Here is a 26,435-nt window from a genome sequence, read left to right on the forward strand (position 1 = left end):
GACCGCTCCAGAACCGGACGGTACAAGTTCGTACGCCGTCTCGCCTGCGATCCCTGATCAACGCCCGAAGGCAATAGGCTCGGCGTTACGACTGGAGTGGACTGACGCCATCTACGCACTGTATTGGTGCATGTTCCTGATCATCGTGGGGCTCATCACCTGGTCATTTCTGAGTTAGCCTCGGCCCCGCCGCCTCAGCAAGGCTGGCTCTGGTTGTGAGCACGCCGACGACGTCGCCGTCGGACTCGTACTCGACCGTGAACCCGTTGTGGTTGTCGACGAGCCTGCTGACGTCGTAGCCGGTGCCCCAGCCGCGGTACCTGAGCACGGAACTGCCGATGACGCAGGAGAACTGGGGCACCTGGTCCCAGCGAGCGTCGTAGCCCGCGGCGGCGAGCCCGGCGACATAGCCCTGCTGGGCGGCGTCGCGCCAGTGCTCTGCGGGGATGTGCCTGCCCGCGGTGATGTTTCGGGCCAGCGCGACGTCACCGGCGGCGTACACGTTGCGCGCCGACGTGCGCATGTGTTCGTCGACGACGATGCGCCCGTCGCGCACGGCGATCCCGGCCTTGCGGGCCAGCGTGACGTCGGGCCGCACGCCGGTGGCCGTCACGACGACGTCGGCATCGATGGCCTCACCGCTGCGCAGCAGCACCCCGGTGTCGTCGATGCCGATGACGGTGGTTTCGCCGGCGAAGCGGACGTCGTTGTCGGACAGGATCTTCGCGATGCGCTCGCCGGCTTCCAGGCCGAAGCGGCGGTGCAGCGGGACGGGTTCGGGGGCGACCAGCGTCGTCGCGGCGCCCTGCTCGGCGAGGCAGGCGGCGGCCTCGCACCCGATCAGCCCGGCGCCGATCACGACCGCGGAGTCGGCGTAGCGGGCGGCCATCTTGAGCGCGACCGCGTCGGCGAAGGTGCGCAGCGTCAGCGCCGACTCGGCGCCCGGGATGTCGGGCCGCACCGCGGTTGCGCCCGACGCGATGACGAGGTGCCAGTAGGGGTAGCGGCTGCCGCCTTTGGTGATGACCTCCTGGCGGTCGGTGTCGATGGCGGCGACGGTGACGCCGCGGACCAGGTCGACGTGGTTGCGGGTGAACCAGGCGGGGCTGTGCAGGTCGCGTTTGTCCTCGCGGCCGCAGAGGTAGCCCTTGCTCAGCGGGGGTTTGGCGTAGGGCAGCGCGGGGTCGTCGGTCAGGATGCGCACGGGGATGTCGCGGTGTTTGGCGCGGAACGTCTCCGCGGCGCTGACCCCGGCCGGGCCGGCGCCGACGGCGATGAAACCCGCTGCCACCACACCGTCTTGATACCCATCTGGGGCGCTGGGCACGCTTTAGTCGTCGAAGTCCCAGACGAGGCAGAAGGTGTGGCCGGCCGGATCACGAAAGACCCGGAAATTTTCCTCGCCGACGGCTTCGGTGACCCGTGTGGCGCCGAGAGCCAGGATGTCGCGCTCGGCGGCGTCGGCGTCGTCGATCGCGATGTCGAGGTGGAACTGCTGGGAGCCATGCGGGTCGGGGAACGCCGGCGGCTCGTGCTCCGGCGAGTACTGGAACGCCAGCCGTCGACCCGACGGGTCGGTCAGCACCACCCAGGTGTCGTCTTTTTCGGTGATGGTGCCGCCGAGCACGCCGGCGTAGAACTCCGCCAACGCGCGTGGGTCTTTGCAGTCGACGACGACGGAGCGCACGGAGCCGATCATGGGGCCCGAGTTGCCGCAATTCCGCCGTCACAAACGCGGGTGTGCCAATATCGGCCTTGACGTCCTCCCTGGCTGAAGTCCGGGGATTTCCAACTCCATCTACCTACGTGGCGGGAGAGCAGAGTTGAGGTTCACGGTTCGCAGACCGGCTAGCGCCGAGGTCTCCCCGTGCTGTCACCGCCCGTCCGGCGGCGATGTTGCGTGCAGCGTTCACGTCGGCGTTGCACGGCCCCGCATTGCAGGCTTTGCACTCGAACACCGCTTGGTTCTTGCGGTTTTCGGCAGCGACATGCCCGCATGCACAGCATCGTTGCGACGTGTAGGCGGCCGGGATCTGCTCGACCCGACCAACCGCCTTGCGTTGCAGTCGCGTGGCCAACAGACCCCATCCGCTGCGGCTGATGCCACGGTTGAGGCCACGCTTTTGTGCCACGCGCTGACCGGGGTGCGCCGTGGTTCCTCGCGCAGATCGCGTCATAGCGCGCACATCAAGTGCTTCTATGCGGATCGTGTCGAAGCGCCGCGCGATGTCGGTGCTGGCCTTTTCGACCCAGTCCTTGCGCCGGTCGGCTTCGCGCGCCTTGAGCTTGGCGATCGACCGTTTCGTACGAGCTCGCCGCGTGGAGCCGCGTTGTGCGCGGGCCAGGCGCTGCTGCAGCACTCTCAACCGTTTCGATTCACCTGCAGTCAGGCTCGGGGCGTGCAGCAGTTCACCAGTCGACAACGCCGCCGACACCGCCACACCGCGGTCGATACCCACCACGCTCCCGTCACCGCGACCAGCGATCGGATCCGGTACGTGCGCGAACGCGACATGCCAGCGACCGGCCCGATCACAGGTGACGCGGTACGACTTCACCCCGCGCGGGACCGGCCGCGACATGCGCAAACGCACCCAGCCGACCTTGGGCACCCAGACCCGACCGAATCGGCGGTTGAGCTGCTCGATGTGACGCGTTTTGAGCCCGACTTGCCGAAAACCCTCATGTACACCGGCTTTGCGCCACGTCGGGCGGCGGTGCGTGCCCCCGAAGAAGTTACGCATCGCCTGCGCGAAATCGCGCAACGCCTGCTGTTGCACCGTCTGCGAGCCGGCCGCCAACCATTCGTGCTCGGCGCGGGCTGCGGTCAACTGAGCACACTGCTCGTTGTAGCCGGGCCCGCGGCGCCCCGGCTGCCAATGCCGCTGCTGCTCAACTGCCAGATTCCACACATACCGGGCATGGCGACAATGTTCCGCCAACAACACCGCCTGCTCAGCGGTAGGAACCAACCGGTATCGCGACACGTCAACAACGTAACTGCCGCCACTGACAACACACCGAAAGGAGATGCGGTGATTACTCCCCTGCCTAAAGCCAGGCGTTTCCACGCCGCAACGAACCCATGAATCCGCAGGACGACCCCGAGGAGCGCATCCGCCAGCTCGAGCAGATGCGGCTCGGACCGGGGGCCGTCGAGCTGGGCGCGACCCAGCCGGCGCCACCCGCACAGCCGCTGCCGCCGGCGGTGTATGCGGACCCGTATGCCGCGCCGCCGTACGGGGTGCCGTACCCGCAGCAGTCCCACAGCCGGACGCCGGCCACGGTGATCTTCGTGGTGATCGCGGTGGCCGTGCTGGCGGTCTTCGGTGTGATCGCGGCGATCGTGTGGAACATGAGCAGCCAGACCACGGCCTCGGTGGAGCGCGGGGTGGCCGGCGGGGGCGGATTGTTGGACCCGGCGCCGGCGCCCGACGCCGACTTCCCGGCCATCGAACCGATGCTGCCCGGCAACGACTCGGTGGTGGCCGCGCCGCCGGGCGGCAAGCTGAGCGTCGCGGGCGTGGACGGCACCAAGACCGTCGAATGCGACGACAGCGAGATCAACATCAGCGGGGTCAACAACACCGTCACGATCACCGGGCACTGCGCGTTGGTCAACGTGTCCGGCGTCGACAACCAGGTGACCCTCGACAGCGCCAAAACCATCATCGTGTCCGGGTTCGACAACGGCGTGATCTACCACTTCGGCGACCCCGACATCAACGCCTCCTCACGGAACTCGGTCGCACGGGGCTAAGGGCGGCTTCACCTCCGGGGTGGTGTCCCCCCTGGACGCGAGCGTGCGTGTCTGAGGCCGACACGCCGCCGAAATGCGCGAGTTTACGCACGCTCACGCCGCCCGCAGCAGCGAAAAATTCGCTCAGAGTGGGCACTTACGACATGCACCCCCGCAGCCGCCGCTACGGCGCGCCCGCGGAACTCCCAGGATCGATCAGGATCTTGGCGTGCGCCTCCGGATCACCCAGCGCGTCGAACGCCGCCTCGACCCCGCCCAACCCGACGGTGCCCGTGATCAATGGCGCGGCGTCGATCTTGCCGTCGGCCAGCAGATACAGCGTGTCGCGGAACTCCAGCGGCGTGTAGCCGAGCACGAAGCGCAGGTCGATCTCCTTGTTGATCGCCATCGACGGCCGAATGCGGTCGGCGCCCATACACACTCCGACGACCACCACGCGCGAGAACACCGGCGCGCTGGTGATGATGCTTTCGATAATGCCCGGCACGCCAACGCATTCGAAGATGACGGGATGCTTCGGCGTCGTCGCGCCGGCCTTGTCCGCGGCACGCCACACGTGCCACCACGGCAGCCGCGCCTTGTGCAGCTTCTCGATCGTGCTCAGCGCGAGGTCACCTGCGTCGGTGAAGGATTCGAGGAAGCCGTGCTCACCGGAGAACGGTGACTCCTGTGCGGGATCGACGACGACGTCGGCACCGCACCGGGTCGCCAGCGCGCGGCGCCCGGCCGAGAAGTCGCTGGCGATCACGGTGCGCACACCCTTGGCCTTCAGCGCCAGGATGACCGCCAGCCCGATGGGCCCGCAGCCGATGACGAAGGCGACCTGACCCTTGCCGACGTCGCCGCGTTGCACGGCATGCCAGCCGACGGCCATCGGTTCGGTGAGGGCGGCGATGTCGGCAGGTAGTCCATTGGGCACCGGGAAGGTGAGGGCCTGTTCGACGAGCATCTGTTCGGCGTAGGCGCCGGGCGCCTTGGCGGTCAGACCGATGCCATGGACGTCCTTGCCGCGCCGCAGCAGCGGCATCGCGACGACGGGTGTGCCGGGCTTGGGCGCCTTACGTGTCTTGGGCCCGTGGTCGACGACGGTGCCACAGAACTCGTGGCCGAACACGATCTGCTGATCGGAACGCATGAACTCGTCGTAGCCGGTTTCGGCCATCACGTCGGCGAGCTCATCCATGGAGTGGCGGGCGTGCAGGTCGGAGCCGCAGATGCCGCACCGTTGCACCTCGATGAGCAGCTGGCCCCGGGACGGGATCGGGGTGGGTTGTTCGACCACTTGCAGGTGCGCGTTGGTGCAGACGACGGTTTTCACCTGTCCGAGGGTATCCGCGCGGGCGTCGTCCTAGGGTGGGCATCGATGGCTCTGCATATCCATCGGGCGGAACGTACCGATTTGCTCGCTGACGGCCTCGGTGCGCTGCTGTCGGACCCGCTGGACGACCCGTTCGCCGAGGAGCTCGTCATCGTGCCCGCCAAGGGCGTCGAACGCTGGCTCAGCCAGCGGCTCTCGCACGTGCTGGGCCGCGGAAACCGCGACGACGGCGTCTGTGCGGGCATCGCGTTTCGCAATCCGCGCTCGCTGATCGGGGAACTCCTCGGCCTTGACAGCGCCGACGACCCGTGGGCGCCCGACGCCATGGTGTGGCCGCTACTGGAGGTGATCGACGCCAGCTGCACCGAAGCCTGGTGCAAGCCGCTGGCCACCCACCTCGGCCACTTCGAAGACGGTGAGGAAAAAGAACTGCGGCAGGGCCGGCGCTACGCGGTGGCGCGCCGGTTGGCCGGGCTGTTCGCCTCCTACGCCCGGCAGCGTCCGCAGCTGCTCGTCTCCTGGGAAGACGGCGACGCCGGCGACGTCGCCGAGGATCTGCAGTGGCAGCCGCCGCTGTGGCGGGCACTGCTCGACAAGGTCCCCGCCGACCCGCCTCACGTTCGGCACGCCAAAACCGTTGCCATGCTTGAGGAATCTCCGACCGACCTGCCGCCGCGGATTTCGTTGTTCGGCCACACCCGCCTGCCCAGCACGGAGATCGAACTGCTGCAGGCCCTGGCCACCCACCACGATCTGCACCTGTGGCTACCGCATCCCAGCGACCGGCTGTGGTCGTCGCTGCGCGGCGTACACGGGCACATCCCCCGCCGTGAAGACACCAGCCATCGCGAGGTCGACCACCCGCTGCTGGCCACCCTCGGTCGCGACCTGCGCGAGCTGCAGCGCGGCCTGCCCGCCGACACCCACACCGACGAATACCTACCCGGCCCCGACCGTCCCGACACCCTGCTCGGCTGGCTGCAGGCCGACATCACCGCCAACGCCGTGCGCCCGAACGGCCGGGCGCACAAGGCATCCGACCGCTCGGTGCAGGTGCACAGCTGCCACGGCTCGGCGCGCCAGATCGATGTGCTGCGCGAAGTGCTGCTCGGGCTGCTCACCGATGATCCGACGCTGGAACCGCGCGACATCGTCGTCATGTGCCCCGACATCGAGACCTACGCGCCGCTGATCGTCGCCGGGTTCGGCCTCGGCGACATGATCACCGGCGTGCACCCCGCACATCAGCTGCGCGTCAAACTCGCCGACCGTGCGCTCACCCAGACCAACCCGCTGCTGGGCGTGGCGTCACAACTGCTGGCGCTGGCCGGCGGACGCGCGACCTCCAGCGAGGTGCTCAACCTCGCGCACGCCGCGCCGGTGCGCGCCCGGTTCGGCTTCACCGACGACGACCTCGAGGACATCACCCGCTGGGTGCGCCAGGCCAACATCCGGTGGGGTTTCGATCAGGAGCATCGCCATCCGTTCGGCGTCGACTTCGTGCAGAACACTTGGCGTTTCGGCATCGACCGGGTGCTCGCCGGGGTGGCGATGTCCGACGACTCGCACGCCTGGATCGAGACGACGCTGCCGCTCGACGACGTCAGCAGCAACCGCGTCGAGCTGGCAGGCAAGCTGGCCGAATACGTCGACCGGCTGCAACAGGTCGTCGAATCCCTCACCGGTGCACAGCCGTTGAAAGTTTGGCTGAGCGCATTGACAAAGGGGATCGAACTGCTCGCCGACGTCGGCGACGACGACGCCTGGCAGATCAGCCAGCTGCAGCGCGAATTCGGCGACGTGCTCACCGACGCCGGTTCCCGCGCCGAGACCCTGCTGCGGCTGCCCGACATCCGCGCGCTGTTGGAGCGTCACCTGGCCGGCCGGCCGACCCGGGCGAACTTTCGCACCGGCACGCTGACCGTGTGCACCATGGTGCCGATGCGCTCGGTGCCGCACCGGGTGGTGTGCCTGGTCGGCCTCGACGACGGCGTGTTCCCGCGCCGCGGCATCGTCGACGGCGACGACGCGCTGGCCCGCGACCCGATGACCGGGGAACGCGACATCCGTTCGGAGGACCGGCAACTGCTGCTCGACGCGATCAGCGCGGCCACCGAGACGCTGGTGATCACCTACACCGGCGCCAACGAATACAACGGGCAGCAGCGCCCGCCCGCGGTGCCGCTGGCCGAACTGCTCGACACGCTCGACCACACCACCGAGCACCCCGTACGTAAGACCGTCGTCGTCAAACACCCGTTGCAGCCCTTCGACACCCGCAACGTCGTCCCCGGCGCGCTGATCCCCGAACGCCCCTTCACGTTCGATCCCACGGTGCTGCGGGCCGCCCAGGCCCGTACCGGCGAGCGCGCCGAGCGGCGGCCGTTCATCGCCGGACCGCTGCCCGCTCCCCCACCCGAGGACGTGGTGCTGGCCGATCTGCTCAACTTCTTCCGCGACCCGGTCAAGGGGTTCTTCCGCGCGCTGGAGTACACGCTGCCGTGGGAGGTCGACGGCGTCGAGGACGCCATGCCCGTCGACATCGACGCGCTCGAGGAGTGGACGGTCGGTGACCGGATGCTGCACGACATGCTGCGCGGCATGGGGCCGAAAGAGGCCAAAGACCTCGAATGGCGGCGAGGTACCTTGCCGCCGGGCCAATTGGGTTGGCGCACCGCGAATAAGATCTGTGAGCAGTCCGGGCTGATCGCGGATGCGGTGCGGCCCTACCGCAGTGCCGAAGCGGGCGCGGTCGACGTCGACATCGACATCGGCGGTGGGCGGCGCGTCACGGGTACGGTGGCGCCGGTCTACGGCGATCAGCTGGTGTCGGCGACGTATTCCAAGCTCGACGGGCGACATCTGCTGCAGCCGTGGATTCGGTTGCTGGCGTTGTTCGCCCACGCACCGTCGCGCAACTGGACCGCGGTGTCGGTCGGCAGGCCTCCGCGGGGCACCACCCCCCGCGTCGAGGTGATGGAGCGCCCCGAGGCGTCGGCCGTCGAGCTGCTGGCCGATCTGGTGGCGCTCTACGACGAGGGCAGGCGTGCACCGTTGCCGCTGCCGGTCAAGACGTCGTATGCGTGGGCCGAAGCCGTCCACGGTCAGGGCGATCCGGAACGGCGCGCCGGCTACCGGTGGCGTTCCGATCGCTACCCCGGCGAGGACGCCGAGCCGGCGTATCAGCGGGCGTTCGGCAAGAACGCTTGGCTGAAAGACCTTGTCTCCCGCGGCCTGGACACCTATGCGTGCCGGTTGTGGCTGCCGATGCTGGGGGCGCTGCGATGACCATGCCGCCCTTCGATCTGCTGGGCCCGTTGCCCGCCGACAAGTCGACCACGGTGCTGGAGGCCAGCGCGGGAACCGGGAAGACGTTCACGTTGGCTGGCCTGGTCACCCGCTATGTCGCCGAAGGGGCGGCGACGCTGGATCAGATGCTGCTGATCACGTTCGGCCGCGCGGCCACCCAGGAGCTGCGCGACCGGGTCCGGCGCCAAATCGTCGACGCGGTAGCGGCTTTCGACGCTCCGTCGCTTGCCGGCGACAACCAGGTGGTCAAACATCTGTTGGCCTGCGGCGCGGACGAGTACGCGAACCGCCGGCAGCGGTTGCGCGACGCGTTGGCGGCCTTCGACGCCGCGACGATCGCGACCACGCACCAGTTCTGCCAGACGGTGCTGCGCTCGCTGGGCGTGGCCGGTGACACCGACGCCGGCGTCGAGCTGGTGGAGAGCCTCGACGAGTTGACCACCGAGATCGTCGACGATCTGTACCTGCGCCACTTCGGCCGCGAACGCGAGGCCCCGCTGCTGGAGTACGACGACGCGCTGCGGTTGGCCCGTGAAGTGGTCAACAAGCCCGCTACGGAGTTGCGTCCGAAAGACCCGGAGCCCGACTCGCGCGCGGCGGTCTGTGTGCAGTTCGCCAACGACGTTCTGGCCGAGATGAATATCCGCAAACGCCGCCGCCGCATCCTCGGCTACGACGACCTGCTGGGCCGACTGGCCGAGGCGCTGGAAGAAGACGGCTCCCCCGCCCAGCTGCGGATGCACCAGCGCTGGCCGATCGTGTTGGTCGACGAGTTCCAGGACACCGACCCGGTGCAGTGGCAGGTGATCGACCGCGCGTTCAGCGGCCGTTCGACGCTGATCCTGATCGGTGACCCCAAGCAGGCCATCTATGCGTTTCGCGGCGGTGACATCGTCACCTACCTCAAGGCCGCCGAGACCGCGGGTGTGCGCATGACGCTCGACAAGAACTGGCGCAGCGACGGTGCGCTGGTCGGCCGGCTGCAGACCGTCCTCGAGGGAGCCGAACTCGGCGATCCCCGGATCATCGTGCACCGCGTCGACGCACACCATGCGGGATCGCGGTTGACCGGAGCCGGCGACCCGTTCCGGCTGCGAGTCGTACGCCGAGAGTCCTTCGGCCGCCGGGGAACCCAGGTGGTGCCGATCGCCGAGCTACGCTCGCACATACCGCGCGACCTGGCCGCCGACATCGGTGAACTGCTCACCGGCGGCGCCAGATTCGAGGGTGAGCCGCTCTGCGCCGGCGATATCGCCGTGATCGTGGAGAGCCACAAGGACGCTCGCGCGTGCTATCAGGCGCTGTGCGACGCGGACATTCCCGCGGTGTACACCGGCGACTCGGACGTCTTTCGTTCGGAGGCCGCCGAGGACTGGTTGTGTCTGCTCGAGGCGTTCGATCAGCCGCACCGGCCCGGGATGGTGCGCGCGGCGGCGGCGACGATGTTCTTCGGCAAGACCGCCGAGGAGCTGGTGCACGGCGGCGACGAGCTGACCGATGCCGTCGCGGACACGTTGCGGGAGTGGGCCGGTCACGCCCGCGAACGCGGGGTGGCCGCGATCTTCGAGGCCGCGCAGTTGAGCGGGATGAGCGACCGGGTGCTCGCGTGCCAGGGCGGCGAGCGGTTGATGACCGACCTGGCCCACATGACCCAGTTGCTGCAGGAGGCCGCTCACCGTGAGCATTTCAGCCTGCCGGCGCTGCGCGACTGGCTGCGCGCGCAACGCGAAGAGCGCAGCGGCGCGGTGGAGCGGTCCCGGCGCCTGGACCACGACGCGGCCGCCGTACAGGTCATGACGGTGTGGGTGGCCAAGGGCCTGCAGTATCCGGTGGTGTACCTGCCGTTCGCGTTCAACCGCAACGTGCAGACCCGCGAACTGGTGCTGTTTCACGACGGTGACACCCGGTGCCTGCACATCGGCGGCAGCGACAGCCCCGACTACGCCGACGTGGCCAAACGCGGACGCACCGAAGACGCCAGCGACGACAGCCGACTCACCTATGTCGCGTTGACACGGGCCCAATCCCAGGTGGTCGCGTGGTGGGCGCCGGCCTACGACGAACCCAACGGCGGGCTGTCACGGCTGCTGCGCGGCCGGCGTCGTGGCGAGGCCGCCGTGCCCGACCGCTGCTCACCGGACAAGGTGACCGACGAGGACGCGTGGGCGCACTTCAAGCAGTGGGAGGCCGCGGGCGGTCCGGTGGTCGAGGAGTCGGTGCCGCGGCGGATACCTCAGTTGCCCCAAGCTGCGACGCCGGACACGCTGGAGGCCCGGCATTTTCACCGCTCGATCGACACGTCCTGGCGGCGCACGTCGTACTCGGGGCTGATTCGCGCGGCGGAAGCCGCACCGGTGAGCAGCGAGCCGGAGGTCGCCGAGCTCGACGACGAGGTGGCCGAGATCCCGCTGACGTCGTCACCTGTCGGTGCCGATGTGCCGTCGCCGATGGCCGAGCTGCCCGCCGGCGCGAAGTTCGGCACGCTGGTGCACGCGGTGCTGGAGGACGCCGACCCGCTGGCGCCCGATCTGGCCGCCGAGTTGCAGGCCCGCATCGAAGAGCACTCGGTGTGGTGGCCCGTCGACGTCGCCGCCGAGGATCTGGCGGCGGCGATGGTCCCGCTGCACGACACCCCGCTGGGCCCGCTGGCGCCTTCGACGACGCTGCGCCAGATCGGGCTGGCCGACCGGATGCGGGAGATGGACTTCGAGTTCCCGCTCGGCGGCGGACGCCTGCGCGCGGTCGGTGAGCTGTTGGGTCGACACCTGCCCGGCGATGACCCGCTGGCGTCGTATGCGGAGCGGCTCACGGGTGCGGCGCTGGGCGGGCAGCCGTTGAAAGGGTACCTATCGGGTTCGGTGGATGCGGTGCTGCGCGTCGAGGACCGGTATCTGGTGGTCGACTACAAGACGAACTGGCTGGGCGACCCGTCGCGGCCGTTGACAGCCGCGGACTACGGGCAGCCGCGGCTGGTGGAGGCGATGTTGCATTCCGACTATCCGCTGCAGGCGCTGCTGTACAACGTTGTGCTGCACCGGTTCCTGCGGTTGCGACTGGCCGGATACGACCCGGAGCGGCATCTGGGCGGGGTGCTGTATTTGTTCCTGCGCGGGATGTGCGGACCGTCGACACCGGTGGTCGACGGGCACCCAGCGGGGGTGTTCAGCTGGAAGCCGCCCGCCGCGTTGACGGTCGAGATGTCGGAGCTGTTGGCATGACGAGTGTGGAATGGCGGCGCGCGACAGGTGCCACCGGTTTGCTGCGCACGTTCACCGACGCGGAGCTGATCGAGTCGTCGGATGTGCATGTGGCGCACCGGTTGACATCTTTGGCCCAGGAGTCCGACGAGCGGGTGGGGTTGGCGATCGCGCTGTTGGTGCGGGCGTTGCGGGGCGGATCGGTGTGCCTGGATTTGCCGACGGCCGAAGCCGAGGTCGAGGTGAGGGGCCTCGGCAAGGCGGTGCGCGCCAGCCCGCTGACCGGGGTGGCGCTGCGCGTCGACGGCGACCTGCTCTACCTCGACCGCTACTGGCGTGAGGAGGAGCAGGTTTGCAAGGACATCCTGGCCATGCTGTCCGCGACCCCGACCCAGGCGTCCGCCGACGTCGACCGGCTGTTCCCCGCGGGGTTCGAGGAGCAGCGCGCCGCGGCGGAAGTGGCGCTGTCGCAAGGGTTGACGGTGCTGACCGGCGGTCCGGGCACGGGTAAGACGACGACGGTCGCGCGGCTGCTGGCGTTGTTGGCCGGTGGCAGCAAGTTGCGTATCGCGTTGGCGGCGCCGACGGGTAAGGCGGCGGCGCGGCTGCAGGAAGCGGTGCAGGCGCAAGTCGACCAGCTGTCGGCGGCCGACCGTTCCGCGTTGGAAGGGCTGCAGGCGACGACCTTACATCGGCTGCTGGGCAGCCGGCCGGACACGTCGGCGCGGTTCCGGCACAACCGGGCAAATCGGTTGCCGCACGACGTGATCGTCGTCGACGAGACGTCGATGGTGTCGTTGACCATGATGGCGCGGCTGCTGGAGGCGGTGCGCCCGGAGGCGCGGCTGATCCTCGTCGGCGATCCGGATCAGTTGGCGTCGGTGGAGGCCGGCGCGGTGCTGGCCGACTTGGTGGACGGGCTGGGCGGCGCGCGGATCGCGGAGCTGAAGACGTCGCACCGGTTCGGCGAGTCGATCGGCGCGCTGGCGTCGGCGATCCGGTCAGGCGACGCGGACACCGCTCTGGAGGTCTTGCGTGACGGCGGTGACCACATCGAATGGGCCGACACCGACGAACCCGCCGAGCACCTGCGGAAGGTGTTGGTGCCCTGGGCGGTTAGCCTTCGGCAGGCCGCGATACTCGGCGACGACACCGCGGCGTTGGCGACGTTGAACGAGCACCGACTGCTGTGCGCGCATCGACGTGGGCCCTACGGTGTGCGGTTCTGGAACCATCAGGTGGAGCGGTGGCTGGCCGAGCGCACCGGCGAGCCGATCTGGTCGGACTGGTATGTCGGGCGGCCAGTGTTGGTGACGGCCAACGACTACGGGCTCGGCCTCTACAACGGCGACACCGGCGTGACGGTGCAGCGCGACGGGGTGTTGCGGGCGGTGATCGCGGGCAAGTCGCGGGTCGAGTTCGCCACCAGCCGGCTGGCCGACGTCGAGACCATGCACGCGATGACGATCCACAAGTCGCAGGGCAGCCAGGCCGACGAGGTGACGGTGCTGCTGCCGCCGCAGGACTCGCGGCTGTTGACCCGCGAGCTGTTCTATACCGCGGTGACCCGGGCGAAGACGCGGGTGCGGGTGGTCGGCCCGGAGGCGTCGGTGCGCGCGGCGATCGAGCGGCGGGCGGTGCGAGCGTCGGGCCTGGCCCGCCGCCTGGCAGGGTGAGGCACCCCTCAAGGCGCCCCCCCAAGGCGGCCGAACGTGGGTTACCCGCACGTCCTGGGGCCGTCGGGCGTGAAACAACCCCACACTCGGCGGCCAAAAGGAGCACGTTTAGCCGCGCTTTGTCCCGGTAATCCGCAACCGTCTCGAGTGTGAGGCAGCACACACCCGCGGGCGGATGGAGCACGCCATGACCACGCAAAACCAGGTCACGCCGACCGACGTCGACCAGGCCCTACTCGGCACCGCCACGTACCGCAGCCTCGGGGAGCAGAAGCTCTCACCGAAAGAGGAGCGCTTCGAGAAGGGCCGGCGCACCACCGGCCTGTTCCTCGCGCCGCTGTTGACGGCGGTGTTCCTCGTCCTGCCGATCGACATCCCCCGCAACCAACAGGTGCTGGGGGCGGTGCTGCTCGGCGTGATCGCGCTGTGGATCAGCGAAGCCGTGCCGATCCCGATCGGCGGGCTGATGGGCGTGGCAGTCGCCGTCTTCCTCGGTGTCGCACCGGTCGACGACGTGCTCGGCCCGTTCGGGTCGTCGACGATCTTCACGTTCATCGGCGCGTTCATCCTCGCCCAGGCGATGCTCAAACACGGTGTCGCGCAGCGCTTTGCCTTCCGCATCCTGGCGCTGAAGCGGGCCGGTCGCTCGACCACCGGGGTGATCCTGGCGTTCGGCGTCATCACCGCACTGCTGTCGGCGTTCGTGTCCAACACCGCCACCGTCGCGATGCTGCTACCGACCGCGATCGGGATCATCGCCGTCATCGCCAAGCTGCTACAGCAACGCGGCGACGTCGAAGCCGACTTCGATCCGCGCCGGTTACGCGTCGGCTCGGCCATCATGCTGATGCTGGCCTACGGCGCCAGCGTCGGCGGCCTGCTCACCCCGGTCGGCAGCCCGCCCAACCTGATCGGGCGCGGCCTCATCGAAGAAGCCACCGGTGAGCGAATCGGCTTCGCGCAGTGGATGATCATGGCCATTCCGATCTGCTTCGTGATGTTCGTACTATTGGCCTTCATCCTGATGCGGCTCAACAAACCGGAGATCAAACGCATCGACGGCGTCGCCGAGTACGTCGCCGAACAACGCGAAAAGCTCGGCTCACTAAGCCGCGCCGAGAAGAACACGCTGATCGCGTTCGCCGTCACGGTGACGCTGTGGATCACGCCCGGTGTCGTAGCGCTGATCACCGGAACCGAGTCCAGCGTCTACGAATTCATCAGCGGCCGCCTCGACGAAGGCGTCGTCGCCGTGTTCGGCGCGTCGCTGCTGTTCCTGCTGCCCACCGACTGGCAGAGCCGCGAGTTCACGCTGCGCTGGAGCGACGCCGCCAAGATCGACTGGGGCACAATCATTCTGTTCGGTACCGGCATCATCTTCGGCTCGCTGATCGCCGACACCGGCCTGGCCGAGACGATCGGCACGTCGATCAACGACGCGCTCGGCCTGTCCAGCGTCATACCCATCACGATCTTCGCGGTGATCCTGGCGATCATCGTCTCGGAGACCACCAGCAACACCGCGTCCGCGGCGGTGGTGGTGCCGATCATCATCCCGGTGGCGATGGCCGCCGGCGTCAACCCGTTCGTGCCCGCGCTGGCGGCGACGTTCGCGGCGTCGTTCGGGTTCATGTTGCCGGTGTCGACGCCGCAGAACGCCATCGTCTACGGCTCGGGCGTCGTGCGGATCACCACGATGATCCGCTCCGGCATCACGTTCGACATCGCCGGCGCCATCCTCATCGTCATCCTGCTGCCGCTGATGGTCAGCCTGCTAGGTTTGGGCGGATGAGTTCTATCGCCGTCATACCCGGAGACGGGATCGGTTCGGAAGTGATCGAATCGGCGCGCACCGTGCTCGACGCCGTCGCATCCAAACATCGAATCGACCTGTCCTACACCGAATTCGACTGGTCCTGCCAACGCTACGAGCGTACGGGCGCGATGATGCCCGACGACGGCATCGAAACGCTGGGCGGTTTCGACGCCATCCTGCTCGGCGCGGTCGGCTGGCCCGGCGTACCCGACCACGTGTCGCTGTGGGGGCTGCTGATCCCGATCCGGCGGGCGTTTCGGCAGTACGTCAACCTGCGGCCGATCCGGGTGTTCGACGGGGTCTCCAGCCCGCTGCGCCAAGCCGACGACGTTGACTTCGTCGTCGTCCGGGAGAACGTCGAAGGCGAGTACAGCGAGATCGGCGGGCGCCTCAACCGCGGCTTCCCCGACGAGATGGCCGTACAGGAGTCGGTGTTCACCCGCGTCGGCGTCGGCCGCATCGCCGACTTCGCGTTCGAACTGGCCACGAACCGGCGCGGATACGTCACGTCGGCGACGAAGTCCAACGGGATCGTGCACACGCTGCCGTTCTGGGACGAAGTGGTCGCCGAACGCGCCGCAAAGTTCCCCGATGTGCGGTTCGACAGCGAGCACATCGACGCGCTGGCCGCGAAATTCGTGCTGCAGCCGCAGCGGTTCGACGTCGTGGTGGGCTCAAACCTGTTCGGCGACATCCTCTCTGACCTCGCCGCGGCGGTCGCCGGGTCGATCGGCATCGCGCCGTCGGCCAACCTCGACCCGACCAAGCAGTACCCCTCGATGTTCGAACCGGTGCACGGGTCCGCGCCCGACATCGCGGGGCAAGGGATCGCCAACCCGGTCGGCGCGGTGTGGTCGGCGGCGCTGATGCTCGAGCACCTCGGCCACCCGCAGGCCGCCGCCGACGTGGTGGCCGCGATGGAGTCGACGCTGGCCGATCCGCAGACCCGCACCGCCGACCTCGGCGGCACCGCGTCCACCGCCGACGTCACCGAGGCCCTCGTCGCCGGGGTGGTTTCGGCGCGCTAAACGCCCGTCAGCGTCCATAAGCGCGCCGAAATCGCTAACTTGGGGGGCATGGGACGCCTGCTGATCAAGAACGTCGAGATCTTCGACGGCCGCTCCGACCGCTTGACCTCCGGGCATGTGCTGGTCGACGGCCACACCATCGCCGCGGTTGAGACCTCTCCGATCAGCGAAGACGGCGTCGACGACGTCGTCGACGGCAACGGTCGCACCCTGATGCCCGGCATGACCGACGCGCACGTGCACCTGGTCGGGATGGCCAACACGCTGATCGACTTCGTCATGGCCTCGCAGACCCAGCTCGCCGCGATGTCGCTGGCCAAAGCCAAAGACGTCGTGATGCGCGGGTTCACCACGGTGCGCGACATGGCCGGCGACACCGCGGGCATCAAGAAGGTGATCGACGCCGACCTCGCGGTGGGCCCGCGCATCTACCCCAGCCAGGCGGCCCTGTCCCAGACGGCGGGCCACGGCGACTTCGGTTGGGTGTATCAGACGCCGACGGCGTTGGGCGGCAAGGAGTCTCGGGCCGAGCAGATCGGCTTCATGCGGGTGGCCGACGGCCCCGAGCGGGTACTGGCCGCGGTGCGCGAGCAGCTCAAGCTGGGCGCGTCGCAGATCAAGTTGATGGCCGGAGGCGGCGCGGCCTCGCTGTACGACCCGCTCTACACGCTGCAGTTCACCGAGGCCGAACTGCGCGCCGCGGTGATGGCCGCCGAGGACTACGGCACCTACGTGGCCACCCACGTCTACAACGTCGCGGGCATCCGACGTGCGGTGGAGGCGGGAGTGAAGTCCATCGAGCACGGCCACCTCGCCGACGAGGCGACGGTTGCGCTGCTCGCCGAGCGCGACGTGTGGCTGTCGATGCAGCCGTTCGAGGAACACGACCACGGCTTCATCAACGAGGAGAGCGCTGCCAAGAACCGCGAAATCTGCGGCGGTACAGTGCAGGTCTATGACTGGGCGAAAAAGCACGGCGTGAAAACCGCCTGGGGCACCGACCTGCTGTTCGAGCCGGAGCACGACGCGCGGCAGAGCGACATGATGGTGCGGCTCGGCGAGTACTACACCAACGCCGAGGCGCTGAAGATGGTGACGTCGGGCAACGCCGAGCTGTTCCGGCTGGCCGGTGAGCGCGACCCGTACAAGTCCGCGCGACTGGGTGAGGTCACCGCCGGCGCGTGGGCGGACCTGCTGCTGGTCGACGGCAACCCTCTGGCCGACCTCAGCGTGCTCGGCGACTCCGGCAAGAACCTGGCGCTGATCGTTAAAGGCGGGGCGGTCGTCAAGAACACATGCGATATTGGTAGCCGTGGCAACGACTGACCGCACCCGTACCATCGCGGCGCCGATCAAGGAAATCTGGGACGTACTGGCCGATTTCGGCGCGATCAGCACGTGGGCCGACAACGTCGAGCACTCGTGCATCCTGGTCGGCGGAGCCGAACCGGTCGGCACCACGCGGCGCCTGCAGGTCGGGCGCGAAACCCTGGTCGAGCGCATCACCGAGTTCGACCCGCCGCACACGCTGGCCTACGACATCGAGGGCCTGCCCAAACGACTCGGTGCGCTCACCAACCGCTGGACGCTGCAGTCCGCCGGTTCCTCGACCACCACGGTGACGCTGACCAGCACCGTCGAAATCGGCTCGCGCGTAGATCAGCAACTCGCCGAACGCGTGCTGTGTCGCGTGCTGGCCCGACAGTCCGACTCGATGCTGGCCGGACTGGCTCAACGATTGGAGAACGCACGTGTCTAAACCCGACATCGTCATCATCATGACCGACGAGGAACGTGCGATCCCGCCCTACGAGACACCCGAGGTGCGGGCGTGGCGCGACCGAACCCTGCACGGCCGCAAGTGGTTCGACGAACACGGCGTCAGCTTCCAGCGGCACTACACCGGTTCGTTGGCGTGCGTGCCCAGCCGTCCGACGATCTTCACCGGGCAGTATCCCGACCTGCACGGCGTCACCCAGACCGACGGCATCGGCAAGGTGTACGACGACACGCGGATGCGCTGGCTGCGCGAAGGCGAGGTGCCCACGCTGGGCAACTGGTTCCGTGCCGCCGGCTACGACACCCACTACGACGGCAAGTGGCACATCTCCCACGCCGACCTGCACGACCCCGCGACCGGCGAACCGCTGGCCACCAACGACGAGGACGGCGTCGTCGACCAAGATGCCGTGCAGCAGTACCTAGACGCTAATCCCCTTGATCCGTTTGGCTTTTCGGGCTGGATCGGCCCGGAGCCGCACGGGGCGCCGCTGGCCAACGCGGGTATCCGGCGTGACCCGCTGGTCGCCGACCGCGTCGTCGCCTGGCTGATGGACCGCTATGAGCGGCGTCGCGCAGGAGATCCGGAGGCGCTGCGCCCGTTCCTGCTGGTCGCCAGCTTCGTCAACCCGCACGACATCGTGCTGTGGCCGCTGTGGTCGCGCAACAACCCGTTGTATCCGTCGCCGCTGGATCCGCCGTCGATACCGGAAGCGCCCACCGCGCACGAGGACCTGTCGACCAAGCCGGCCGCGCAAATCGCCTACCGCGAGTCGTACTACTCGGGCTACGGCGTGGCGCCCGCGATCGAGCGGGTGTACACCAAGAATGCGCAGGCCTACCGCGATCTCTACTACCGGTTGCACGCCGAAGTGGACACCCCGATCGACCGGGTGCGACGCGCGGTGACGCAGGGCGGTTCGCAGAACGCGGTGTTGGTGCGCACGTCGGATCACGGCGATCTGCTCGGCGCGCACGGCGGCCTGCACCAGAAGTGGTTCAACCTCTACGACGAGGCGACGCGGGTGCCGTTTGTCGTCGCCCGCATCGGCGAGCAGGCGACGGACGCGCGCACGGTGTCGGCGCCGACGTCGCACGTGGACATCGTGCCGACGCTGCTCGGGGCGGCAGGGGTCGACATCGACGCGGCGGCGGCCAAGTTGGCGGAGACGTTCAGCGAGGTGCATCCGCTGCCGGGCCGCAACCTCATGCCCGTCGTCGACGGTAAGCAGGCCGACGACTCGCGGGCGGTGTACCTGATGACCCGCGACAACGTCCTCGAGGGTGACACGCTGGCCTCCGGCCTGGCACGTCGGCTCAACCAGACGGTGAAACCGCTTGCGCCGCTGCGGATCCGGGTGCCGGCGTATGTCGGGTCGAACTTCGAGGGCCTGGTGGTACGCGTCGACGACGTGCCCGGCGGCGAGGGTCACCTGTGGAAGCTGGTGCGCACCTTCGACGATCCGGGAACGTGGACGGAGCCGGGCGTCCGGCACCTGACGGCCAGCGGGGTCGGCGGCGAGACGTACCGCAGCGAACCGCTCGACGACCAGTGGGAGCTGTACGACCTGACCGCCGATCCGGCCGAGGCGCAGAACCGGTGGACCGATCCCGCGCTGCACGAGCTGCGCCAGCACCTGCGCATGGAGCTCAAACAGGCACGGGCGGTGTCGATTCCGGAACGGAACAACCCGTGGCCGTACGTGTCGCGCAGGGCGCCTGAGCCGACGAAGCGGGGCGTGCGCGGTGTGCTGGAACGGGTGGGAATCCTGCCGAGTTGACGAACGCGACCAGCCCTGCGCCGAGCCGCAACTCGCCGCGGGTGACGACGTGGCGCTTGATCGCCGCGGTGTTGGCGCTGACCCAGTTGGCCGCGCTGTTCGTCACGCGGTCCGTGACGGGCGACGTCCTGGTCAGCGTGATCACGGTGCTCAGCGCGGTGACGATGCTGGCGGTGCTGCGCTACGGGCTCGGCTCGTGGTGGGAGAGAAGCGTGCTGGTCGACGCCAGCGTGGTGTTCGTCGGGTTCAGCCTGTGGCTGCTGGTGGCCGCGCAGGGGTGGCTGTGGGTCAGCGTCGTGGTGTTCGCGGTGATGGTGGCGGCGTTGAGCCATATCATGCGGCTGCTGGTGCGGCGCCGCCACGACTTGACGTGTCAGCGGTGGCTGGCGGTGTTGGCGACCGTGACGTTCGGGCTGTATCTGGGGTGGAGCAGCATCGCGGTGTTCGCCAACGTCACCGCGGCGCTGATCGACACCGGCGCGCCGGCGGCGGTGGTGTGGTGGCAGCTGGCGGTGTTGGTGGCGGCCGCGGCGTTCGCGATCGCATTGGCGACGCTGCTGCGCGGGACGCCGGGTTATGTGGTCGGGGTGCTGTGGGCGCTGGTGGCGATCGCCATCGGCGCGGCTCAGCGCGACAGCACGGTGTTGTCGACGACGGCGGTGGTGGCCGCGGTGCTGGTCGGCGCCGCGGCGGTGTCGGCGATGCGCCGCAGGAGGGTGCCGTAACGTCTCGGCGCGACCCGACGATGATCTTGACGTAAGACCGTTCGGAGTCGGGGAGGCCGTGTGCGTCGTCGCTGGTGTGCCGCTCTTGTAGCACTGGCACTGTCAGTCGCCGTCGTCGTCGGAGAGTTCACGCCACCTGTGGCGCAGGCTCAGCCGACGGCCGCGGCGAAGGACTTTTCCAAGCCGGCGATCGTCATTCTGGGGTACGGCCTCCATCCGAACGGCACCATGCGCCCGGTGTTGCGTCGTCGCGTGCTGATGGGTCTGACCGTGGCGCAGTTCTTTCCGCAGTCGCCGGTCATCGTGACCGGCGGCAACCCGCGCAACGGCATCACCGAGGCCGCGCAGATGCGCAGGATGCTGACGCTGCTGGGCTTTCCGCCGCACCGGATCATCGTGGAGGACAGGGCCAACAGCACCGTGCAGAACGCGCGGTTCTCGGTTCCGCTGGCCAAGGAGGCGGACACGTCGGGCATCATCCTGGTGACGTCGTCGTCACACCAGGACCGCGCCGACACCAACTTCATCCACGAAGGCGCCGACATCCTTGCCACGGTGAGCTTTCCCGATGACAACCCGCAGACCAACGTCGTGCAGTTCGTGCACGACGTGATGAGCCCGTTCATCGCCGTGCGGTAGGTAGGTCCGCGTAGGCGTGCTAGGACCGAGATTGACGTCAGGGCTGTTGGACTTCCAGCACAGCCCTGGCTGCAGTCTCGCCCATAGCATCAATTTCGGTAACAAGCTGATCACTGCCCGCGCGGGGGGCGCGGGTCAGAGCGGAGGCCCTGTTAGTTTCGCGCGGTGACGAACGGGTTGGGGCGTGCCGTGCGCCGGATGGGCGCAGTGATGGCCGCCGCGGTGACGACGGCGGCGCTGGTCGTCGCGCCGCAGGCGTCGGCGTATTCGCGTGAGGGCCTGCCGGTGGAGATGCTGCGCGTGCCGTCGCCGTCGATGGGCCGCGACATCCTCGTGCAGTTCCAGGGCGGCGGGCCGCATTCGGTGTATCTGCTCGACGGCCTGCGCGCCCAGGAGGATTTCAACGGCTGGGACATCAACACCGGGGCGTTCGAGTGGTTCTATCAGTCGGGCATCTCGGTGGTGATGCCGGTCGGCGGGCAGTCCAGTTTCTACAGCGACTGGTACGCCCCGGCCAAGGGCACCCACGGCACCGTCACCTACAAATGGGAGACGTTCCTGACGCGGGAACTGCCCATGTGGTTGGCGGCCAACAGGGGTCAGGATCCGCGCGGCAACGCCGTTGTCGGGCTGTCGATGTCAGGTGGGGCGGCGTTGACGTTGGCGGCGTGGCATCCGCAGCAGTTCATCTTCGCCGGGTCGCTGTCGGGGTATCTGAACCCGTCAAAGGGGTTGTGGCCGACGCTGATCGGGTTCGCGATGAAAGACGCCGGCGGCTATTCCGCGGTCGACATGTGGGGTCCGCCCAACAACCCGGCGTGGCAGCGCAACGACCCGATGCTCAACATCAACCGGCTGGTGGCCCACCGCACGGCGATCTGGGTCTACTGCGGCAACGGCGCGACCAGCGATCTGGACGCGGGCGGGGATTTCGGCACGCAGTTCAGCGCCCAGTACCTGGAGAACATCACGCTGAGCACCAACAAGGAGTTCCAGGAGAAGTACCTGGCCGCGGGTGGCCGCAACGCGGTGTTCAACTTCCCGCCCAACGGCACACACAGCTGGGGTTACTGGGGTGCGCAATTGCAGGCGATGAAACCGGATTTGGTGCGGATCCTCACGACGCCGATTCCGCCGCCGCCGCCCCCACCGCCGCCGATGCCCGTGCCCGCGGCGCCCATGCTGCCGCCCGCGTTGCCGCCGCCCGCGGGTTAAAGCTCGCCGTGGCGGTGCAGGTGGCGCCACCACCGCGTGCCGCCGGCGAACGCCACCAACAGACCGATGCCGCCGATCACAATCCCGGTGAACAGCGACAGGAACATCGGGTCGACGAAGTCGCCGGTCTCCCCGGCGCCGAACATGCCGCCGACCAGGAAGCCGAACAGCGGGGCCAACACCGCGACCGCCAACCCGAGCAGCGTCTGCCACATCCCCGGCGGGGTGGGTTGGAGCACGACGGGACGCCCGGATTCGTCGATCGATTCGTGATCGGGTGGGGTGCTAGTCATCGGACCTCACTCTTCTGATGTGCGGGACGCCCTCGCCCGCACCGGGTGCGTGCTGTCCGCTTTCGAGGAACGGGCGGACGATGTCGATCGGAATGGGAAATACGACGGTGGAGTTCTGGTCGGCGCCGAGTTCGAGCAGCGTCTGTAAATAGCGCAGCTGCAACGACGCCGGGCTCTCGCTGAGCGTGATCGCGGCGTCGCGCAGTTCGGTGGACGCCTGCAGCTCACCGTGCGCGCTGATCACCTTGGCGCGTCGTTCCCGTTCGGCCTCGGCCTCACGGGCCATCGCACGCTGCATCATCTCGGGGATCTCGACGTCCTTGATCTCCACGACCTCGACCCGGATCCCCCACGGCTCAGTCTGTTTGGCGATCGAGGCGGCCAGGTCCTCGTTGAGGTCGGCGCGGTGGGCCAGCAGCGTGTCGAGGTCAGCGCGGCCGACGACCGACCGCAGGGTGGTCTGGGCGATCTGAGAGGTGGCGACCGCGAAGTTCTCCACGGCCATCACCGATTTCGTCGGGTCGGTCACCCGGAACAGCACGACGGCGTTGACGCGGGCGGTGACGTTATCGCGGGTGATGACCTCCTGCGGCGGGATGGTCAGCGTGACCGTGCGTAGGTCGACGCGGACGAGCTTGTCGATACCGGGCAGCACGGCGATGATGCCCGGCCCCAGCGGCCCGCGCAGTCGGCCGAGACGAAACGCCACACCGCGCTCGTACTCCTTGATGATGCGCACCGACGCGACCGCGACCGCCACGACAACGACGGCCAGAAAGACCGCGACCACCGCCCACGCGCTCATCCGCGCGGCTCCCGTCGATCCGATGCGTAAGTGCTGCGGCGGCGCATTTCAGCTTCGGCCAATCGATTTCGTTCCTCGAGGTTATCGTCGAGGGACTGGAACACCACACCCTCGGGTACCGCCGGAGTGCGACGCAGATGCGACCACAGCGGCAACGACACCAGCCCCGCCAGCACCGCCGTGCCCACCAACAGCAGCGCCTCGGGTGCGGTGTCGGCGGCCAGCGCCATCGCCAGCGGCCAGATGACCGCGATCGCGCTGACTGCACAGGCGATTCCGCGGTGGAAGCGGGCGGCCTCCGACGCGGGCCAGCTGTCGATCGCGCGGCTGACCTCGCGGCCATCGTGCGAGGTCGTGCAGGTTTCCTTCACCGGGCAGGCGTTGCAGATCGACGGGGTGCCGCGATAGCGCATGACCCGGTTGTCCGGGTCGAACGAGGTGGGCCACAACCACTGGTCCTCGGGACACTGCCAGGCGTCGTGGTCCTCGTGGTAGACGAACGGCCCCGTGCGGTGTCCTTCCGCCTTGGCCGCCGCACGTCGCGCGAATGTGTCGATGCCGTAGGCAATTAGGACCAGCACCGCGGCGTAGCCCATCGCCAGCCACGTGGCGGCCTGCATGCCCGCGATCATGGGCTTGCCTCGGTGTCGCGGTCGTCGGGCGCCGGCGGACGCCGATCGGAGGCATACCGCGACGCCGAGCCCCCGCCGGTGCCGGGTCCGGTGCCGGTGGCGGCCAACCCGGTGCGGTCCTCCTCGGCCTCGGCGTGCTCCTCGACGAACAGGGTCTCCGGCGGCAGCCTGTGCGTCGTCGCCTTGATGCCGTAACGCACACCGAGCCAGGTGATCCAGAGGAACGGCAGCACCCCGCCGATGATGAACAGGAAGTCACCGGGCATGCGCAACCACTCCAGCACCGCGTTGCCAGGCTCGGTGATGTAGCCCAACGTGCGCGCCTCGTAGTAGCCGTCGTTCACCGAATGCCACAGCTGCAGCACACCGAGCGGGAGCAGGGTGGCGAACACCATCCACGCCAGACCGAGGTTCAGCGACCAGAACGAGATCTTCGCCAGCCTGTCGGGCCATCGCTCCGGCGGAATGACGTAGCGCAGCGCGAACAGCGCCAGGCCGACGGCGAGCATCCCGTAGACGCCCATCATCGCGCCGTGCGCATGGTTGGCGGTCAACGCCGTACCGATCTGGTAGTAGGACACGATCGGCAGGTTGATCAGGAAGCCGAAAACGCCTGCGCCCACGAAGTTCCAGAAGCCGACCGAGACCAGGAACAGCACCGCCCACCGGTGCGGGAACGGCGCGCTGCTGCGCGACTGCTGGCGCGAGCCCAGCTGCAGGAACGTCCACGCCTCGACGGTCAGGAACGTCAGCGGTATGACCTCCAGCGCCGAGAAGAACGCGCCAAGGGCCATGTGCTCCACCGGAGTTCCGGAGAAGTACAGGTGGTGCATGGTGCCGATGACGCCGCCCATCGAGTAGAGGATGACGTCGAGGAAGATCAGCTGGATCGCGATCTTGCGGCGCACCACGCCCAGCATCACGAAGATGTAGGCCACCATGACCGTGGTGAACAGCTCGAGGAAGTCCTCGACCCACAGGTGCACCACCCAGAACCGCCAGAACTCGGCGACGGTCAGATGTGTCTCGGTGCCTGCGAGTAGACCGACCGCGTAGAACGCGGGGATGGACAGGCCGGCGTAGAAGAACAGCCACGGCATGTTGAACTTGCTCTCGGTCTTCAGCCGCGACCGGATCGATCGGAAGACGATGGCGATCCAGATGAACAGCCCGAGAACAAGCAGGATCTGCCAGAACCTGGGCAGGTCGAGGTACTCCCACTGCTGGTCGAAGAAGATCGAGCCCTTGGCCCAGTCCACGCCGAACGTGCTCAGCGCGGTGCCCACCACGGTGCCGCCGACGACGACCACCAGCGCGCCCAGCAGCGCGTAGGCCAGCCAGGACTGCCGTTTTGGCTCACGTCCGGAAATGATGGGCGCCAAGAAGATTCCGGCGGCCAGGAACGCACCCGCCGTCCACAGCAGCGAGAGCTGCACGTGCCAGGTGCGCGCCAGGTTGAACGGCAGGAGCCGGGCCAGGTCTATACCGAAGAAGTCGCTCAGGTCGGCGCGGTAGTGCTCGATGGCGCCGCCCAGCAGCGCCTGGCCGAGGAAGAGCACGGCGATGACGAGGAAGAACCAGGCCGTCGCCTTCTGCGACGGGGTGATCTGGACTTCGCCGGGTTGGCGGAACCGCAGCGACGGGGTTTCTGTTGCGTGCCAACCGATCCGGCGGCTCCACCGGCCGTAGAGGGCGAACAGTGCGCCGAGCCCGGCCAGCAGCGCGATCAGCGACATCGCCGACCAGACCAGGATGTCGGCCGTCGGGGAGTTGTTCACCCGGTGTTCGGGTGGCCAGTTGTTCGTGTAGGAGTAGGCGTGGCCTTCGCGTTCAGCGGCGGCCGCCCAGGAGGTCCACGCGAAAAACGCGGTCAGCTCCTTGATTTCCTGCGGATCCGTGATGACGCGCGGAATCAGGCCGTACTCGGTGGAGTCGGTCCCGAAGATGTCGGCGTAGTGGGCTTGGATCGCGTCGAAGGCGCGGGCCTGCTCGGCGGTGAACTGCAGTGTGCCGGTGGACTCGTCGTAGCGGTTGGTGCGCATCATCTCCGCGACGGCGGCGGTGGGGTCCTGCACGCCGCGGTCGCGCAGCTGCTGGCCGACGTGGTCGGAGGACAACCGCAGATACTCCGCGGTGTAGTCGGGCCCGAGGTAGCCGCCGTGGCCCATCACCGAGCCGTACTGCTGCAGGCCGCGGCGCAGAAAGATCTGCTGTCCGGCGGTGATGTCCTCTCCGGTGAACAGGGTCTGGCCAGTCGGGCCGACCACCTGTTGGGGCTGCGGCATCGAGTCGGTGTAGGTCCTGGCGGCCAGGATGCCCATGATCGTGAAGCCGAAGATCATGACGAGCGCGACGCCCTGGACCCAACCTTTCGAGATGGCGAGCTCGGCCTTCGTCGGCTGAGGTTCCAGGAACTGATCCGTCATGCCACACCCCCCGCTGGGATTTAACGCATTCTGCTA

General features: G+C 68.3%; 20 protein-coding genes. 12 read left to right on the plus strand and 8 right to left on the minus strand.

Annotated elements, in window-relative coordinates; all coding sequences use genetic code 11:
- Positions 1-163: 163 nt before the first annotated feature.
- The 3 genes from ABQE93_RS10620 to ABQE93_RS10630 form a co-directional block, all read right to left on the minus strand.
- Positions 164-1,294: an NAD(P)/FAD-dependent oxidoreductase gene (locus ABQE93_RS10620; RefSeq protein ID WP_448407239.1), complete on the minus strand. Its 1,131-nt coding sequence runs from the start codon at positions 1,292-1,294 to the stop codon at positions 164-166.
- Positions 1,295-1,330: 36 nt separating this feature from the next.
- Positions 1,331-1,687 (minus strand): VOC family protein, encoded by a 357-nt coding sequence (locus ABQE93_RS10625; protein WP_448406615.1) that lies wholly within the window; start codon positions 1,685-1,687, stop codon positions 1,331-1,333.
- Between the two features lie 115 nt (positions 1,688-1,802).
- A complete protein-coding gene (locus tag ABQE93_RS10630) occupies positions 1,803-3,191 on the minus strand; it encodes an RNA-guided endonuclease InsQ/TnpB family protein (RefSeq protein ID WP_448438059.1) in 1,389 nt (462 codons plus the stop codon).
- On the opposite strand from ABQE93_RS10630, the gene ABQE93_RS10635 reads away from it, so the two are divergent.
- The gene (locus ABQE93_RS10635) at positions 3,086-3,760 is read left to right on the plus strand and encodes a DUF3060 domain-containing protein (RefSeq protein ID WP_448406614.1); all 675 of its coding nucleotides are present in this window, start codon (positions 3,086-3,088) and stop codon (positions 3,758-3,760) included. The genes ABQE93_RS10630 and ABQE93_RS10635 overlap by 106 nt on opposite strands.
- Before the next feature lie 163 nt (positions 3,761-3,923).
- Here ABQE93_RS10635 and ABQE93_RS10640 read toward each other — a convergent pair whose 3' ends face one another.
- On the minus strand, positions 3,924-5,078 hold the full coding sequence (locus ABQE93_RS10640) for a zinc-binding dehydrogenase (RefSeq protein WP_448406613.1): 1,155 nt from the start codon (positions 5,076-5,078) through the stop codon (positions 3,924-3,926).
- 45 nt (positions 5,079-5,123) lie between these two features.
- Between ABQE93_RS10640 and recC the strand changes: the two genes are divergently transcribed.
- The 11 genes from recC (at position 5,124) to ABQE93_RS10695 (ending at position 22,243) form a co-directional block, all read left to right on the plus strand.
- Complete coding sequence (recC, locus tag ABQE93_RS10645; protein ID WP_448406612.1) at positions 5,124-8,366, plus strand: exodeoxyribonuclease V subunit gamma; 3,243 nt, start codon at positions 5,124-5,126, stop codon at positions 8,364-8,366.
- A gap of 2 nt (positions 8,367-8,368) precedes the next feature.
- Positions 8,369-11,605, plus strand: a complete 3,237-nt coding sequence (gene recB, locus ABQE93_RS10650) for an exodeoxyribonuclease V subunit beta (protein WP_448407235.1) — start codon at positions 8,369-8,371, stop codon at positions 11,603-11,605.
- Positions 11,602-13,260, plus strand: a complete 1,659-nt coding sequence (gene recD / locus ABQE93_RS10655) for an exodeoxyribonuclease V subunit alpha (protein WP_448406611.1) — start codon at positions 11,602-11,604, stop codon at positions 13,258-13,260. The genes recB and recD overlap by 4 nt, the downstream gene beginning before the upstream one ends.
- 187 nt (positions 13,261-13,447) lie before the next feature.
- Entirely contained in the window at positions 13,448-15,052 is a 1,605-nt protein-coding gene (locus tag ABQE93_RS10660; RefSeq protein ID WP_448406610.1) for an SLC13 family permease, read from the plus strand.
- Positions 15,049-16,104, plus strand: a complete 1,056-nt coding sequence (locus ABQE93_RS10665) for a tartrate dehydrogenase (protein ID WP_448406609.1) — start codon at positions 15,049-15,051, stop codon at positions 16,102-16,104. The genes ABQE93_RS10660 and ABQE93_RS10665 overlap by 4 nt, the downstream gene beginning before the upstream one ends.
- A gap of 48 nt (positions 16,105-16,152) precedes the next feature.
- A complete protein-coding gene (locus ABQE93_RS10670) occupies positions 16,153-17,430 on the plus strand; it encodes a metal-dependent hydrolase family protein (protein ID WP_448406608.1) in 1,278 nt (425 codons plus the stop codon).
- On the plus strand, positions 17,417-17,863 hold the full coding sequence (locus ABQE93_RS10675; RefSeq protein ID WP_448406607.1) for an SRPBCC family protein: 447 nt from the start codon (positions 17,417-17,419) through the stop codon (positions 17,861-17,863). The genes ABQE93_RS10670 and ABQE93_RS10675 overlap by 14 nt, the downstream gene beginning before the upstream one ends.
- Before the next feature lie 19 nt (positions 17,864-17,882).
- Positions 17,883-19,664 carry a sulfatase-like hydrolase/transferase gene (locus ABQE93_RS10680; protein ID WP_448407233.1) on the plus strand — a complete coding sequence of 594 codons (1,782 nt, stop codon included), beginning with the start codon at positions 17,883-17,885 and terminating at the stop codon, positions 19,662-19,664.
- The gene (locus tag ABQE93_RS10685) at positions 19,661-20,389 is read left to right on the plus strand and encodes a TspO-related membrane protein (RefSeq protein ID WP_448406606.1); all 729 of its coding nucleotides are present in this window, start codon (positions 19,661-19,663) and stop codon (positions 20,387-20,389) included. The genes ABQE93_RS10680 and ABQE93_RS10685 overlap by 4 nt, the downstream gene beginning before the upstream one ends.
- 60 nt (positions 20,390-20,449) lie before the next feature.
- Positions 20,450-21,028 (plus strand): YdcF family protein, encoded by a 579-nt coding sequence (locus tag ABQE93_RS10690; RefSeq protein ID WP_448406605.1) that lies wholly within the window; start codon positions 20,450-20,452, stop codon positions 21,026-21,028.
- Positions 21,029-21,226: 198 nt separating this feature from the next.
- The gene (locus tag ABQE93_RS10695; protein ID WP_448407232.1) at positions 21,227-22,243 is read left to right on the plus strand and encodes an esterase family protein; all 1,017 of its coding nucleotides are present in this window, start codon (positions 21,227-21,229) and stop codon (positions 22,241-22,243) included.
- Here ABQE93_RS10695 and ABQE93_RS10700 read toward each other — a convergent pair.
- Genes ABQE93_RS10700 through ABQE93_RS10715 form a run of 4 tightly spaced genes read right to left on the minus strand, consistent with a single transcriptional unit; the run spans position 22,240 to position 26,399 of the window.
- Entirely contained in the window at positions 22,240-22,536 is a 297-nt protein-coding gene (locus ABQE93_RS10700; protein ID WP_448406604.1) for a cell division FtsX domain-containing protein, read from the minus strand. The genes ABQE93_RS10695 and ABQE93_RS10700 overlap by 4 nt on opposite strands.
- Positions 22,529-23,341, minus strand: coding sequence for a slipin family protein (locus tag ABQE93_RS10705; protein ID WP_448406603.1), 813 nt, complete (start codon positions 23,339-23,341; stop codon positions 22,529-22,531). The genes ABQE93_RS10700 and ABQE93_RS10705 overlap by 8 nt, the downstream gene beginning before the upstream one ends.
- A complete protein-coding gene (locus ABQE93_RS10710; protein ID WP_448406602.1) occupies positions 23,338-23,961 on the minus strand; it encodes a hypothetical protein in 624 nt (207 codons plus the stop codon). The genes ABQE93_RS10705 and ABQE93_RS10710 overlap by 4 nt, the downstream gene beginning before the upstream one ends.
- An 8-nt stretch (positions 23,962-23,969) precedes the next feature.
- The gene (locus ABQE93_RS10715) at positions 23,970-26,399 is read right to left on the minus strand and encodes a nitric-oxide reductase large subunit (RefSeq protein WP_448406601.1); all 2,430 of its coding nucleotides are present in this window, start codon (positions 26,397-26,399) and stop codon (positions 23,970-23,972) included.
- Positions 26,400-26,435 lie beyond the last annotated feature (36 nt).

The sequence above is a fragment of the Mycolicibacterium sp. XJ662 genome (assembly GCF_053484035.1).

Coding starts and splice junctions, on each gene's coding strand:
- ABQE93_RS10700 (WP_448406604.1), bottom strand. CDS start 22,536: ATGACTAGCACCCCACCCGATCACGAATCGATCGACGAATCCGGGCGT.
- ABQE93_RS10635 (WP_448406614.1), top strand. CDS start 3,086: ATGAATCCGCAGGACGACCCCGAGGAGCGCATCCGCCAGCTCGAGCAG.
- ABQE93_RS10705 (WP_448406603.1), bottom strand. CDS start 23,341: ATGAGCGCGTGGGCGGTGGTCGCGGTCTTTCTGGCCGTCGTTGTCGTG.
- ABQE93_RS10695 (WP_448407232.1), top strand. CDS start 21,227: ATGGGCGCAGTGATGGCCGCCGCGGTGACGACGGCGGCGCTGGTCGTC.
- ABQE93_RS10680 (WP_448407233.1), top strand. CDS start 17,883: ATGACCGACGAGGAACGTGCGATCCCGCCCTACGAGACACCCGAGGTG.
- recB (WP_448407235.1), top strand. CDS start 8,369: ATGCCGCCCTTCGATCTGCTGGGCCCGTTGCCCGCCGACAAGTCGACC.
- recD (WP_448406611.1), top strand. CDS start 11,602: ATGACGAGTGTGGAATGGCGGCGCGCGACAGGTGCCACCGGTTTGCTG.
- ABQE93_RS10660 (WP_448406610.1), top strand. CDS start 13,448: ATGACCACGCAAAACCAGGTCACGCCGACCGACGTCGACCAGGCCCTA.
- ABQE93_RS10710 (WP_448406602.1), bottom strand. CDS start 23,961: ATGCAGGCCGCCACGTGGCTGGCGATGGGCTACGCCGCGGTGCTGGTC.
- ABQE93_RS10665 (WP_448406609.1), top strand. CDS start 15,049: ATGAGTTCTATCGCCGTCATACCCGGAGACGGGATCGGTTCGGAAGTG.
- ABQE93_RS10670 (WP_448406608.1), top strand. CDS start 16,153: ATGGGACGCCTGCTGATCAAGAACGTCGAGATCTTCGACGGCCGCTCC.
- recC (WP_448406612.1), top strand. CDS start 5,124: ATGGCTCTGCATATCCATCGGGCGGAACGTACCGATTTGCTCGCTGAC.
- ABQE93_RS10715 (WP_448406601.1), bottom strand. CDS start 26,399: ATGACGGATCAGTTCCTGGAACCTCAGCCGACGAAGGCCGAGCTCGCC.